Genomic DNA, 14,880 nt, shown 5'->3' with positions numbered 1-14,880 from the left:
AGTTTAGTTATAGGGGGAGATAGTATGGATTTTAAGTTAACAGAGGCACAACTTATGTTACGAAAGGTTGCCAGAGAGTTTGCTGAAAAAGAAGTTCAGCCTATTGCAGCTGAAATTGATAAGACAGGAAGATTTCCACGAGAGACCTTTGACAAAATGGCAAGAATAGGGTTCACAGGAATTGGCACGCCTTTAGAATATGGAGGATCGGGTGGAAATGATATTGATAAAGTTATAGTAGTTTCGGAAATAGCTAAAAAGTGTGGAGCTACAGCGGCTATTCTTTCAATACACACAGTTTTTTCTTCTATTATTCAAAAGTTTGGTACTGAAGAGCAGAAACAAAAATATTTGCCACAGGTAACAAGTGGAGGATGTCTTGGAGCCTTTGCCTTAACAGAGCCTAATGCAGGTTCAGATGCAGGTGCCGCTAAAACAACAGCCATATTGGATGGTGATGAATATATTCTTAATGGAACTAAATGCTTTATTTCCGGTGGAGGGCAGGCACAATATTTAGCTGTTGTTGTGCTGACACAGCCAGAAAAAGGGCTAAAAGGCTTATCTACAATTGTTGTAGAAAAAGGTACTCCAGGTTTCACAATAGGTAAGATTGAAGACAAAATGGGCATTCATGGATCAGAAACTGTAGAACTTATATTTGATAATTGTCGTGTTCCAAAAGAAAATCTTGTGGGAGTAGAAGGCAAGGGATTTATGATGGCAATGAATGCTCTCGATGGTGCTAGAATTGGTATTGGTGCTCAAGCTCTTGGTATAGCTGAAGGTGCTTTAGAAGAAAGTGTTAAGTATATGAAGGAAAGAATCCAATTTGGTAAGCCTCTTACAGCGCTTCAGGGCCTTAGTTGGTATATAGCAGAAATGGCAACTAAGATTGAAGCAGCTAGATGGCTAGTTTATTATGCTGCTCATCTAAAGACAATTGGAGAGAAACACACTAAGGAAGCAGCTATGGCTAAATTAAATGCATCGGATACAGCTAGAGTTGTTACAAATCTTGCATTACAAATTCATGGCGGTTATGGCTATATGAGGGATTATCCACTAGAAAGAATGTATCGTGATGCAAAAATCACTGAAATATATGAAGGTACTTCTGAAATTCATAAATTAGTAATTTCAAGAGAAGTACTGGGCTAGGAGGAGAAAAATGAATATCATTGTATGTTTAAAACAAGTTCCGGATACAAATGAAGTTAGAATTAATCAGGAAACAGGAACACTTATAAGAGATGGCGTTCCAAGTATTATAAATCCTGATGATAAAAATGCCCTTGAAGCAGCACTTCAAATTAAAGATGAAAAGGGCGGCAAAGTTACTGTGATAAGTATGGGACCTCCTCAAGCAAAAGACGCCCTAAGAGAAGCTCTTGCCATGGGTGCTGATGAAGCAATTCTTATAAGTGATAGAGCTTTTGGTGGTTCTGATACATGGGCTACGGCTACTATTATTGCAGCAGCAATTGAAAAGACTAAAAATTACGATATTGTACTTTGTGGAAGACAGGCCATTGATGGTGATACAGCACAGGTTGGCCCAGAAATTGCTGAATTTTTAGGTGTTCCACAAATAACATATGCCAAGGAAATTAAGTTAAATAAGGAAAAGGTAACGGTAACAAGGTTTACAGAAACAGGGGATTATATAATAGAAGCAAAATTACCAGTACTTCTAACAGCTATTAAAGAATTGAATACTCCAAGATATCCAAGTGTAAAAGGCATATTTAAGTATTATGCACCTGAATCTGATGAAATCACTGTTTGGAGCTTTAATGATTTAGAAGTTGACCCTACACAAATTGGTCTCAAGGGTTCTCCAACTAATGTGTTTAAATCCTTTGTACCAACAAAGTCTAAAACAGCAGAAATTATTGATGGAATAAGCGGAAAAGAAAAAGCAGCTATTTTAGTAAATAAGCTTGCTGATCTGAAGCTTATATAGGAGGTAGGTGCAAATATGGAAAGTGCAAAAGTAAATCAAGATATTAATTTAAGTGATTATAATGACGTTTGGGTAATTGGTGAGCAGAGAGAAGGGAAAATTCATCCTGTAACCATTGAATTAATTGGTGAAGCAAAAAAGCTTGCAAGTGAAATTAATAAAAAGGTAGCGGTTGTTGTTACAGGATATGAAATTGACGAAGAAGTAAGCAAGCTCCTTAATTATGGAGCAGATAGAGTTTTATATATCTGCAGTCCATTATTAAAGACTTTTTCAACGGATGGATATGCACTTTCAATTTCAAATCTTATTTTAGAGAGAAAACCTGAAATTGTCCTAGTTGGAGCCACATCAATAGGAAGAGATATAGGACCTAGAATTGCAGCTAAAATTGGCACAGGACTTGTTGCTGATTGTACAAAGCTTGATATTGATCCTGAAGATGGAAAAATTCTTCAGACAAGACCTGCCTTTGGTGGTAACTTAATGGCAACTATCATCTGTCCTAAAAACAGACCTCAAATGGCTACAGTAAGACCTGGGGTAATGAAAAAAGCAGCACATGTGGATAATCCTACTGGAGTTATTGAAAAAGTAATTCCTGAAATCACTGAGGAAGATATTACAGCTAAGGTTATTGAAATTGTAAAAAGCGGTAGGAGAAGAGTGGACCTTACAGAGGCTAAAATTATTGTGTCTGGTGGACGTGGTGTAAAGGGTCCTGAAGGTTTTGAACTCATTAAAGCTCTTGCTGACAAGTTAGGCGGGGAAGTAGGATCATCTAGAGCTTGTGTTGATGCAGGATGGATAGATAGCATGCATCAGGTAGGACAGACAGGCACAACAGTAAGACCAGAAATTTATTTTGCTTGCGGTATATCTGGTGCTATTCAGCATTTAGCGGGTATGAGCGAATCAAAATATATTGTAGCAATTAATAGTGATAAATCAGCTCCTATTTTCAAGGTTTGTGATTTTGGAATTGTAGGGGATTTAAAAGAAGTGATACCAGCTATGATTGAGGAAATAGGGAAAAATAAGGAATTTGAGATTTAAATTCATATTGAAAGGTAGGGAGAGTAAATTGAGCAGTATGATAGATGAAAATAGTTTAAATATGAGTGGGTACAGCATAAATGAAATTTATATTGGTATGAAAAAAAGTGTAACAAAAACTATTTCAGAGTCAGATGTGTATACCTATGCAGGCTTAATAGGTGATATTAATCCAGTACATGTAAATGCTGAATATGCTAAAACAACAAGATTTGGCGAAAGAATCGTTCATGGAATGCTTACTGCATCATTCTTTTCTACAATTGTTGGCATGCTTATTCCTGGTGCAGATGCAATTTATTTAGGTCAGACATGTAAATTCTTATTACCAGTTAAGTTTGGCGATACAATCACAGCTACAGGTGAAGTTATTTCTATGCGTCCAGAAAAGAAAATTGCTATAATGAGGACCACAGTTGTTAATCAAAGAGGGGAATTGGTTATTGATGGTGAAGCTACAGTTATGGCTACCAAGGAATAAAACTTAAATATATTGTTTACTAATGAATAAAATAATGCCATTTTATCAATGAGGAATAAATAATGGAACCTAATTTGAACGGGAATGTATTTATACTCAATGATGAAAATGGCATTATTTTTTATATATCTAATTCAGAAAAATTCAGAAAGGAAGTGTAAATAATGTCATTTGATGTTTTCATACTTGTATTAGCCATTATACTATTCACAGTTTTAGCTTACAAAAGAATTAGTGCTGTTATATTAGGCCCTTTAGTTTCCATTGTTGTAATTTTACTTGCAAGACTTCCTGTTTTTCAAACTTTAACGGGAGCATATATGACTTCAGCCTCTAATTATTTTAAAAGTTATTTTTTTATTTTCCTTGTAGGTGCTATTTTTGGTTCTGTTTATGAAGAAACAAAGGCTGCAAAATCTATTGCATCTGCACTTCTTAAAATTTCTAAAGGTAAATTTACTGCAGCTATTATAATGTGTATAACAGGTATACTTACCTTTGGTGGTATCAGCGGCTTTGTTGTTTATTTTGTTATGTATCCAATTGCTTTGCAGTTATTTAGAAAGAATGATCTTTCTAGAAAAATTCTTCCGGCAGCAATATCTGCAGGTTGTTGGACATGGTCTATGAATAGTCCTGGGTCACCATCTATTCAAAATGTTATTCCTATGAGGAGTCTAGGAACAAGCGCAACAGCTGCTTTTATCCCAGGTATGGCAGGATTAGTGGTTCAATTTGTCCTTATTTTCCTTTGGCTAGAATATAGAAGTAGAAGTTTAAAAAAGAAGGGCTATTTATTCCATGATGATAGGCTAACGCCCCTTCCACCACATTTATTAGAAGACAATGATTCTAAAGATGAAAAAGTTCCTCATCCTCTTATTGCATGTATTCCAGTAGCGTTAATACTTGTTTGTTTCAATATTTTTCATTGGCAAGTTGAATTTGCTGTAGCAATGGGTATTCTCTCTTCAATCATTTTAATGTATAAATTTATTCCAAGTGGCATAAGTGGGTTGATTAAAATTTTTAATACTGGTGGTTCCAATTCATGTAGTGCTATTTTAAATACCGCTCTTGTAGTTGGATTTGGTGGAGTTGTTAAAATAACAAGTGGATTTTCAACAGTAATAGGTGGCTTGCAGAATTTAAATATATCTCCATTATGGTTTGTTGCAATTACTACTGCTATTTGTGCAGGAGTTTGCGGCAGTGCATCTGGTGGTCTAGGCATTGCATATGATGCTTTAAAGGATACATTTATTTCAATGGGAATAAATCTTGAGTATGTTCATCGTATTTCTGCAATTGCAGCAGGTACATTAGACAGTTTGCCACATCAAGGAGGACAGATCACACTGCTAGTTCTGACAAATTTAAGTCATAAAGATGCTTATTATGATGTGTTTATTACACAACTTTTAATTCCAACTATAACTTTATTTGTAGTGATTCCAATGTGTGCATTGGGGTTATAGGTATATAAAAAAATGTATGAAAGTCCTATGCTACAATAAGCTGATTGTAAAAAATCCTATGGCAGCATAGGGTTTTTTATAATGTTTAAAAGTTTATAATATAAAACTCTAGTCATCTTTTTTAAATTATGAACTTAAGGTTTATGAATTCTTAACATATGTAAATTTTTTACAAATAAAAACGTATTTTCGTATTTCAATGTAATTTTATGGTATAATATTACATAAAATAATTTACATTTTAAGGAAAAGGGGCTTGAGGTAACATGATTAGTGATATGGATTTAGAGCATTATAAGTTGATATTTAATGAGATTTTAGATATGACTGAGGATGGCTTTGTGGTAACTAAAGTTGATGGCACTATATTCGATATAAATAATTCATATTGCGATTTTTTAGGAACCACAAAGGAAAAAGCTATTGGGCATCATATCGGTGAGTTTATAAAAAACACTAAGATGCCAGAAATAGCTAGCTCTGGCATAAAGGAAGTAGATGTGATTCATCCCTTAGTTGATGGACAGCATTATAATGGAGATAAGTTTTTGTTTGTAACTAGGGCTCCAGTAAAGAAAAATGGTAAAGTAATAGCTGCAGTTGCTCAAGTTAAATTTAGAGTTCAAACACTTAATTTATCTCAAAAATTATATAAGCAGGATCAGGAATTAAAATATTATAAGGATGAACTTCAAAGACTAGGAGAAAGTAAATTTGATTTTAATTGTATACTTGGGGAAAGTGAAGCTTTTTTAGAAGTGAAGGAGTTAGCTAGAAAGGCATCCAGAAGTAATCTAGCAGTTTTAATAACCGGGGAAACCGGAACAGGAAAAGAGGTTTTTGCAAATGGAATACATTATGCCTCTGATAGAAAAAATAGCCCTCTTATAAGAATAAACTGTGCTGCAATTCCTGATGAGCTCTTAGAATCAGAGTTATTTGGCTATGAAGAGGGTTCTTTTACTGGAGCTAAAAAAGGAGGGAAAAAGGGTAAATTTCAACTTGCCCATAAGGGAACAATATTTTTAGATGAGATAGGGGATATGCCTCTACATATGCAGGCAAAACTTCTTAGAGTACTTCAGGAAAATGAAATTGAACGAATTGGAGGCTATGAACCAATACCAATAGATGTAAGAGTTATTGCTGCAACTCATCAGGATTTAAGAAAATTAATTAAGGAAAAGAAGTTTAGAGAAGATTTATTTTATAGATTAAATGTTATAAATATAAAAATACCACCTCTAAGACAAAGAAAGGAAGATATACTGATATTCATAAATCACTTCTTAGGTCAACTCAATAAAAAGTATAAGACCGACATTACTATATCTCAAAGAGCAGTAGAATTATTATTAAATCACAAGTGGCAAGGAAACATAAGAGAATTAAAGAATGTCATAGAAAGTGCATATGTTCTAACAGAAAAAGATATATTAGGAGTTAAACACTTACCATCAAATTTACTAACTTTTTCTCCAAATACAGCTCCCGAGGTTAAAGGTGGTACTTTAGATTTCATATTAAATGAATTTGAAAAAGATATAATTTTAGAGTCATTAATGGAAAATAATTATAAAATTTCTAAAACAGCTAAGGATCTAGGCATACACAGAACCACATTATATAAGAAGTTAGAGAGGCTTAATATAAAATTTTCTAAAGATATTGCAGAGTGATTGATGTTATCTATAGAAAACACCTGTAAGGCAATTGCAGGTGCTTTTTTTATTTCACTAAAGTTTTAAAAGAAGAAAAACTTTCGTCAATAACAGTAAAATTGCAGAATTAAAGATTAATTATGATTAAAAAGAAAGAATAAATAACTAAATTTAAAACTACAAGGCAAATACATACAAACCATCTTATAAGATTAAGGAATTAAGTCAATAATTAGGCAAAAAGAAAGATAAATTTTTAACAGGAATAAAATGTAAATAGATATAAATTATGGTATAATATCATAGTATAGTAGTGAAGATGGACAAACACCAAAAATTAAACTATTTGTTAAGAGAAAGGGAAGTGTGTGATATGTTAAGTTGTAAAAAAGAAAGATTAGAAGAAAAGATACTTACATTTAGTAAATTTGGGGCTACTGGCAGAGGAGGAATAACAAGATTATCCTTATCAGAGCCAGCTCTTCAGGCAAGAGCAGAATTTTGTGAAAGAATGAAAGCCATTGGCGCAGATATAGTAACAGATGATATGGGAAATATATATGCAACTATTAAAGGTTCAGAGGAGCTTCCTCGTATTGCATCAGGTTCCCACTGTGATTCAGTAATACAGGGTGGAAATTACGATGGTATTTTAGGAGTATTAACTGCAATGGAAGCTGCTGAAACTATAGTTAAAGAAAATATTCCTCACCGTCATCCAATTACAGTTATGATTTGGACAAATGAAGAGGGAGCTCGTTTTGATCCTGCAATGATGTCATCAGGCGTTGTTACAGGTAAATTTGATAAGGCAAAGATGTTAGCTTCAAAGGATACAGAAGGAATAACTTTTGCAGAAGCATTAGATGCAAGTGGCTACAAAGGTGATGAAAAAAATAGAATGAATACTAAGGACTACAAGGCTTTTGTAGAATTACACATTGAGCAAGGTCCAGTACTCGAAAATGCAGGCATAGATATAGGAGTTTTGGAAGGCGTTGTTGGAATGGTAAACTATGAATTCCAGTTTATAGGTCAAGCTGGTCATGCTGGAACTGTTCCTCAAAAATTAAGAAAAGATGCTCTTTTAGCAGCTTCAGAAGCTATTCAATATCTTCATAGAGAACTTGATAAGTTAGATGGTAAATTAGTGTACACTACAGGAAGAATTAATTGTTCGCCAAACGTACACACAATTATACCAGATGATGTTAGGTTTACTTTAGATGCAAGACATCAAGATCCAGAAGTAATAAAACAAGTTGTTAAAATTATTGAAAATATTCCAAAGGAACTTGCAGGCTGCAAAGTTAGCTACAAAGAATTATGGTCACGTAAAACAGTTAGCTTTAATAAGGAATTTGTAGATTTTGTTGAAAAAGGTGCAAACCTTTACGGTTATTCAAATATGAGAATGTACAGTGGTCCTGGACATGATGCTCAGTTTGTTGCTGATATAGTACCTACAACTATGCTATTTGTTCCAAGCATCGGTGGACACAGCCATTGCGAAATAGAAAAAACTCCTACTGAGCAGTGTATAAAAGGAGCTAACGTATTATTACAAACAATTTTAGAGATAGATAAAAGATAGAAGAAATAGAAGCAAAGTTTCAGTAGAAATTTTACTTCTACTGAAACTTTGTTGTTTAGTATAATAATTACTTTTAAATAGATTAATTGATGGAGTAGTTTTATTAGTAATAAATGTTTTAAAAGCAGACTTTTATATGGGCTATTTTCGGAAAGTATTGTTAAAAATATAACAAAGTAATAATGAAAATAAAAAGAAAGAGGTGTCATTATGACTAAGTATGATTTTATCATTAAGAATGGAACTATTGTTACAGCATCAGATACATTTAAAGCAGATATTGCTATCAAGAATGAAAGGATAGTAGAAATAGGAGAAAACATACAAGAAACTGAAGGTGATAGAATTTATGATGCAAATGGAATGTATCTTATTCCTGGTGGGATTGATGCCCATACCCACTTAGATATGCCTTTTGGTGGAACTTTCTCTAGTGACGATTTTTGCACTGGAACTAAAGCTGCTGCAATTGGAGGAACTACTTCCATAGTAGATTTTGCTATACAACCTCAGGGGAAGACTTTACACGAAACTATCGATATATGGAGAGAAAAAGCTGACAAAAGGGCTGTCATAGATTATGGAATTCATATTGCAGTTACACAGCTGAATGATGATGTAAAAAAAGAAATTCCTCAAGTTATTTCTGAAGGTTATTCAAGTTTTAAAGTATTTATGGTATATGACAATATGAGAGTTGATGACTTAGCTTTGATTGAGGTTTTAAAAACTGCTAGCGATGCAGGTGGACTCATTGGGGTACATGCAGAAAATTATTATGTTATAAAGCATCTAGTAGAAAAACTGCTTTCTGAAGGAAAGATTGAACCAAAATATCATGCAGTATCAAGACCTTATATATGTGAAGAAGAAGCTACTAATAGAGCAGTAAAGATGGCACAGATTTCAAATGCGCCTTTACATGTAGTGCACGTAAGTTGCGAGGAATCTGCTAAGGCAATTAAAGAAGCCAGAGAAAAAGGATTACCTGTAATGGGTGAAACATGTCCACAATACTTGATGTTAGACGATAGTAGATACGATGAACCTGAATTTAATGGTTCAAAATATGTAATGTCACCACCATTAAGAAATAAGAAGAATAACGAAGTTCTATGGAAGATGATTAATAACGGTATTTTACAAACCATTGCAACAGATCACTGCCCATTTTTCATGAAACAAAAAGAGATGGGTAAGGATGATTTCACTAAGATTCCTAATGGGGCTCCAGGTATTGAATTGAGAATGCCGCTAATGTATTCAGAGGGCGTAGAAAAAGGAAGAATTTCTTTAAATAAATATGTTGAAATTACATCTACAAATAGTGCAAAGATATTTGGTATGTATCCTCAAAAGGGAACAATTGCAATAGGTAGTGATGCAGATATTGTAGTTTTAGATCCTAATAAGAAAGTAAAAGTATCTAAGGATATTTTACATGAAAACGTTGATTATACACCTTATGAAGGATTTGAAATAAAAGGTTATCCTGTAGCAACTTTCTCTCGTGGAGAGTTGATCGCTGAAAATGGTAACTTTGTAGGAGAAGAAGGAAGAGGAGAATTTATAAAGAGAGGAAAGCCTCAGATTATTTAAAATGAATTAATTATAGGAGCTGAGTGTATGTATTTAATAATACTTGGTATATCCACTGGTATATTATGCGGAGTATGGACTTTTGTAGCCCCATTAATAGCATTATCAGTATGGGGAGGATTTGCTGGAACAACTACCTATTTTGCTTCAGGAAAACATGGACTAGAAGGTATAGGTTTAGCAATTAGATGTAATTTAGCTGGTATAGCATGTGGTATGTCTATGATGTTTCTTACTAATTTATTTGGCTTTAGTGGAGGAGGAGCAGTGGCAAGCGCGATCATTTCTGCTGTAATGTGCTTCTTAGGACTGTGGAAATATACTACTTTTGTACCTGGTATATTTTTAGGTTGTTTCACAACCTTTGCTGCTAACGGAGACTGGATATTACTAGGAAGTTCTGTAATATTAGGTGCAATTTTAGGATATGGATGTGATGCTTCTGGTACATGGGCTTACAATAAATACTTTGCTAAGAATGATGTAGTAGAAAATAATGGAGAAGTTAATTAACACAAGTCTTACAGAAATAAGTTAAAAGCATTACCTGTATTGAATAGATAGGTATGCGTGCCTATCTATTCTTAGATTTATATAAGGGGGAATTATAATGGCAAAAGTTAATAAACTCGCTTATGGTGAGCAGAATGTTCAGGATTATAATATTAGAACAGCAGTTGAGGAAGCTAGTAGATGTTTATTATGTGAGGATTCACCATGCAGCAAGTCATGTCCAGCACTAACTGATCCGGGAAAATTTATACGCTCTATTCGTTTTAAAAATATTAAAGGAGCAGCAGAGGTTATTAGAAGTAACAATATATTAGGTGCATCCTGTGCTTTGATATGTCCTCATGAAAATCTATGCGAAAAAGCATGTAGTCGAACTGAAATAGACAAGCCTATTAATATTGGGAAGCTACAAAAATTTGCTATGGACCAAGAAAAGATGTTCAATTTAAAAGTATTAAAAGCTCATGAGAAAAAAAGAGAAGAAAAGATTGCATGTATAGGTTCTGGGCCAGCTTCCTTAGCATGTGCAGCAAAATTAGCCCTAGAAGGATATCAAGTAACAGTATTTGAAGAAAAGGAAAAGTTAGGTGGAATGCTTACTTATGGAATCACTCCATCACGTTTACCTCAAGAGGTTGTTGATCAAGATATTAACTGCCTTAAGGAATTAGGTGTAGAATTTAGAACTAGTGAACATATTGCACCAGAAGATATCAAGAAATTAAAAAATGAATATAAAGCTATATTTATTGGCGTTGGTCTTGCTAAGTCTAAAGATATTAAGATTGAAGGTCATGATTTAGATGGTGTAGAAAATGCTTTATCATTTTTAGCAAATGCTCGAAGCTCTAATGGGAAAGTTAAAGTAGGAAATAATGTAGTTGTTATAGGACTAGGAGACGTAGCGCTGGATTGTGCAACAACTGCAAGACAGTTATCTCAAGGTAAAGTTAGTATTGTATATAGAAGAAGTATTGAGGAATCACCTGCACACGGTGCTGAACTTACCTATACCCAAGGTATGGGAATTCCTATATATACAGAGTTTGCTCCAGAGGCGATACTTGGAGAAGATAATAAAGCTATGGCTTTAGTTTGTAAATCTCGAGACGGGTACTCAGAAATGAAGTTAAAGGCAGATCATATAATCTTTGCAATTGGACAAGAACCTTATGAGGAGTATAAAAACTATACTCTTGAAGATGGTTTATTCGCAGGTGGAGATTTTGTGAGCGGTGGAAAAACTGCAGTAGAAGCAGTTGCTGATGGAAAAGAATCTGCAGAAAAAATTATTTCATATTTAAATAAATAGGGAGGGTTCGTTATGGCATATAAAAAAGATTTATCTATAGAATTTTTAGGTGTAAAATGTGAAAATCCGTTCTTTCTATCTTCTTCACCAGTTGGAAGCAATTACGACATGATAGCCAAAGCTTTCGATGCAGGATGGGGAGGGGTTTTTTATAAAACAATAGGTATCTATATTCCTGATGAATGCTCTCCTAGATTTGATATAACTAAAAAAGAAGGCACTCCTTGGACAGGGTTCAAGAATATGGAACAAATATCTGACAAACCATTAGAGGTTAATTTAGAATATATAAGAAGATTAAAGAAGGATTATCCAAGTAAAGTTATGGTTGTTAGTATTATGGGAAGCACTAAGGAAGAGTGGGAGATTTTAGCTAGAAAGGTAACTGAGGCGGGGGCAGATATGATAGAATGTAATTTCTCTTGTCCACAAATGACTAGTTCTTCTATGGGATCGGATGTAGGAACAAATACAGCTTTAGTATATGAATACACCAAAGCTGTAGTAGAAAACACTACTCTACCAGTCATTGCTAAAATGACACCAAATATTACTTTAATGCAGGTTCCAGCAAAAGCTGCTATAGATGCTGGGGCTAAGGGAATAGCGGCTATTAACACAGTTAAGTCTATTACTAACATTGATTTAGAAAACTTAACTGCAATGCCTGTTGTAAATGGCAAGTCTTCTGTATCAGGATATTCTGGTGCAGCAATAAAACCTATAGCTCTTAGATTTATTTCTGATTTAAAAAAGGATGCAGATTTGAAGGATGTACCTATTTCAGGAATAGGTGGTATAGAAACTTGGCAAGATTGTTTGGAATTTTTATTGTTGGGCTGTGAGAATATACAAGTTACAACTGCAGTAATGCAATATGGATATAGAATTGTTGAGGATATGATCAGTGGATTATCTTATTATATGGAAGAAAAGGGATTAGACAAATTAAGTGATTTAATAGGTTTAGCATTAACTAATGTAGTTGGATCTGATGAAATTGATCGTTCCTTTAAGGTTATTCCTAAGATTAATGAAGAATTATGTATTGGTTGTGGCAGATGTTATATTTCTTGTTATGACGGAGGACATCAAGCTATTGATTGGAATAATGAAGATAGAAAACCAACCATAAAGGACACTTGTGTTGGTTGCCATTTATGCTTAAATGTTTGTCCGGTATACCAATGTATTACCCCTGGTGAAGTTCAATTTAAGGAAAATAGAGAGCCACATGAAGTAGCTTTAAAAACTATATATTCTTAGATTAACATAGATAGGCTTCAATATATTTGGAAATTACTATAGGAAAAACTTCCTATAGTAATTTTTATTTTTTGGGGTATTACTAGATAATGGATTGAAATAATTTAAAGAGAATGTATTTGTGAATTTAGGAAATAATAATTTTGCACATTAAATGGCCTATTATATCTCAAATGGTTTGTACGGAGGATAAGATTATGGAGAAAGAGCATAAAGGACTGTCTGCATGGCAGCTTACAATGATGGCACTAGGTACTGTAATAGGAGGTTCGTTTTTTCTTGGCTCGTCAGTAGCTATACATGCTGCAGGGCCTGCAATTTTAATATGTTATGTATTAGGTGGAGCATTAGTATATTTTATACTTTTTGCTTTATCCGAGATGACTGTAGCAAATCCCGATTCAGGTTCTTTTCGAACCTTTGCAGCGCAAGCATTTGGTCCAGGAGTTGGATTTGTAGTTGGATGGGTATATTGGACTGGAATGATTTTAGCTATGTCAAGTGAAGCTACTGCTGTGTCAATCTTAGTTCGTGGGTGGGCCCCTAACATATCTATATCATTACTTGGAAGTTTAATAATAATTAGTGTTACTATGTTAAATTTATTAGGAGCTGATAAGCTAAGTAAGCTGGAGAGCAGTCTTGCAGCAGTAAAGCTATTTGCTATAGTTTCTTTTATAGTTATAGCTCTTCTATTGATTACAGGAGTAATGCCAAGAACATCAGCAATTGGCGCTGGAGAATTAAATAGAGAACCTTTTATGGCAGGAGGCATAAAAAGTATAGCAGGAAGTATGCTTATAGTTATATTTGCCTATGCAGGTTTTGAAATAATTGGCTTAGCCGCGTCAGAAACAGATAATCCTAGGGAAACAGTTCCTAAAGCAATTAAATATACAGTTATATGCCTTGTAGGATTTTATATACTTTCTGTTGCTGTATTGCTTCCACTAATTCCAACAGCTGGCCTTAGTGAAGATATAAGCCCAATGGTAGCAGCCCTTAATAGGTGGAGAATTGGGTGGGCAGGTACTATTCTTAATATAGTACTTATTACAGCTATACTTTCTACTATGCTTGCAGCTATGTTTGGGCTAGGAAGAATGATGAGATCACTTGCAGATGAAGGGCATGCACCTAATTGGTTAAAAGATGAAAGTAATGTTCCTCGTCGTGGGATATTATTTTCTGGCTTTGCAATGCTTTTAGGTCTAGGTTTTGGTATGCTGCTTCCTAGAGTGTATTTATTTTTGATAAGTTCTGGTGGATTTGCACTGCTTTTTACATATGCCGCAATTTTAGCTACCCATATACGTTTTCGTAAGATTAATGGATGCCCGCCAGAAGGAAAATGTCAGATGCCAGGCTATCCATATACATCTTGGATTGCTTTAATAAGTATGATTATTATTATTTTAAGTATGCCATTTATTCCTGGGCAAGGGTCAGGACTTATTGCAGGATTCATATTAATAGCTTTATATTCATTTATTTATATGGGAATAAAATTTGTTAATAGTCCTGAAAGAAATAATGTTATTAATAGAAGTGTAAGTAATAGAAGATATAAAAAGAGACTATTAACAGAGTTTTCTAAAGAACTAACTGAAGAAAATGAAAAGAAAGACAAAGATGATAGATAAGAGGAATACGCAGGAGAATTCGATAGTAGTTAATGTAAACTTTATCTAGTGTATCAGTACATGAAATTCTAAGCATATGGTCGAATAATGCTAAATAATACGTTTATTTTTGCTTAATAGCACTTAATAAAAGGAGGGCAGGAATAATCTCATGGTAAGATAGTCTTCGTCGCTGAGATGAGTGGCAAACAAGAAACAGCAAAACATTTAAACTTCAATAATATTTGGAAACAAATTACTAGTTGACAAGCTTAAATGAATTTGATAAGATGTAAAAGTTGCTTCAAGCAACAGGGTCTTTGAAAATTGAA

Annotated in this window: 12 protein-coding genes; all 12 read left to right on the top strand. The window is 34.0% G+C overall.

Translation table 11 applies throughout. The features are described from left to right. The first annotated feature begins 24 nt into the window (after positions 1 to 24). Entirely contained in the window at positions 25 to 1,161 is a 1,137-nt protein-coding gene (gene acrC / locus DP68_RS16415) for an acryloyl-CoA reductase (RefSeq protein WP_035311475.1), read from the top strand. A gap of 10 nt (positions 1,162 to 1,171) precedes the next feature. Further along, on the top strand, positions 1,172 to 1,966 hold the full coding sequence (locus DP68_RS16410; protein WP_035311474.1) for an electron transfer flavoprotein subunit beta/FixA family protein: 795 nt from the start codon (positions 1,172 to 1,174) through the stop codon (positions 1,964 to 1,966). Between the two features lie 15 nt (positions 1,967 to 1,981). Then, positions 1,982 to 3,022 carry an electron transfer flavoprotein subunit alpha/FixB family protein gene (locus DP68_RS16405; protein ID WP_035311473.1) on the top strand — a complete coding sequence of 347 codons (1,041 nt, stop codon included), beginning with the start codon at positions 1,982 to 1,984 and terminating at the stop codon, positions 3,020 to 3,022. A 37-nt stretch (positions 3,023 to 3,059) separates the two neighbouring features. After that, the gene (locus DP68_RS16400; protein WP_363330966.1) at positions 3,060 to 3,503 is read left to right on the top strand and encodes a MaoC family dehydratase; all 444 of its coding nucleotides are present in this window, start codon (positions 3,060 to 3,062) and stop codon (positions 3,501 to 3,503) included. Between the two features lie 164 nt (positions 3,504 to 3,667). Next, entirely contained in the window at positions 3,668 to 4,981 is a 1,314-nt protein-coding gene (locus DP68_RS16395; RefSeq protein WP_035311471.1) for an SLC13 family permease, read from the top strand. Positions 4,982 to 5,247: 266 nt separating this feature from the next. Beyond that, positions 5,248 to 6,660 (top strand): sigma-54-dependent Fis family transcriptional regulator, encoded by a 1,413-nt coding sequence (locus DP68_RS16390; protein WP_052085868.1) that lies wholly within the window; start codon positions 5,248 to 5,250, stop codon positions 6,658 to 6,660. Positions 6,661 to 7,015: 355 nt separating this feature from the next. Next, the gene (locus DP68_RS16385) at positions 7,016 to 8,236 is read left to right on the top strand and encodes a Zn-dependent hydrolase (RefSeq protein ID WP_035311470.1); all 1,221 of its coding nucleotides are present in this window, start codon (positions 7,016 to 7,018) and stop codon (positions 8,234 to 8,236) included. A gap of 210 nt (positions 8,237 to 8,446) precedes the next feature. Further along, positions 8,447 to 9,835, top strand: coding sequence for a dihydropyrimidinase (hydA, locus tag DP68_RS16380; RefSeq protein ID WP_035311468.1), 1,389 nt, complete (start codon positions 8,447 to 8,449; stop codon positions 9,833 to 9,835). A gap of 27 nt (positions 9,836 to 9,862) precedes the next feature. Beyond that, positions 9,863 to 10,348 carry a DUF1097 domain-containing protein gene (locus DP68_RS16375; RefSeq protein WP_035311466.1) on the top strand — a complete coding sequence of 162 codons (486 nt, stop codon included), beginning with the start codon at positions 9,863 to 9,865 and terminating at the stop codon, positions 10,346 to 10,348. Positions 10,349 to 10,445: 97 nt separating this feature from the next. Further along, a complete protein-coding gene (locus DP68_RS16370) occupies positions 10,446 to 11,660 on the top strand; it encodes an FAD-dependent oxidoreductase (protein WP_035311465.1) in 1,215 nt (404 codons plus the stop codon). Positions 11,661 to 11,672: 12 nt separating this feature from the next. Continuing rightward, positions 11,673 to 12,926 (top strand): NAD-dependent dihydropyrimidine dehydrogenase subunit PreA, encoded by a 1,254-nt coding sequence (preA, locus tag DP68_RS16365; RefSeq protein WP_035311463.1) that lies wholly within the window; start codon positions 11,673 to 11,675, stop codon positions 12,924 to 12,926. A 197-nt stretch (positions 12,927 to 13,123) separates the two neighbouring features. Beyond that, positions 13,124 to 14,569 (top strand): amino acid permease, encoded by a 1,446-nt coding sequence (locus DP68_RS16360; RefSeq protein WP_035311461.1) that lies wholly within the window; start codon positions 13,124 to 13,126, stop codon positions 14,567 to 14,569. Positions 14,570 to 14,880: the final 311 nt, after the last annotated feature.

Origin of the sequence: Clostridium sp. HMP27 (assembly GCF_000765165.1) — a bacterium.
In the GTDB taxonomy this organism is placed as follows: Bacteria; Bacillota; Clostridia; order Clostridiales; family Clostridiaceae; genus Clostridium_AK.
Note: the sequence above shows the minus strand (reverse complement) of the source record. Positions and strands in the feature narration are given on the sequence as shown.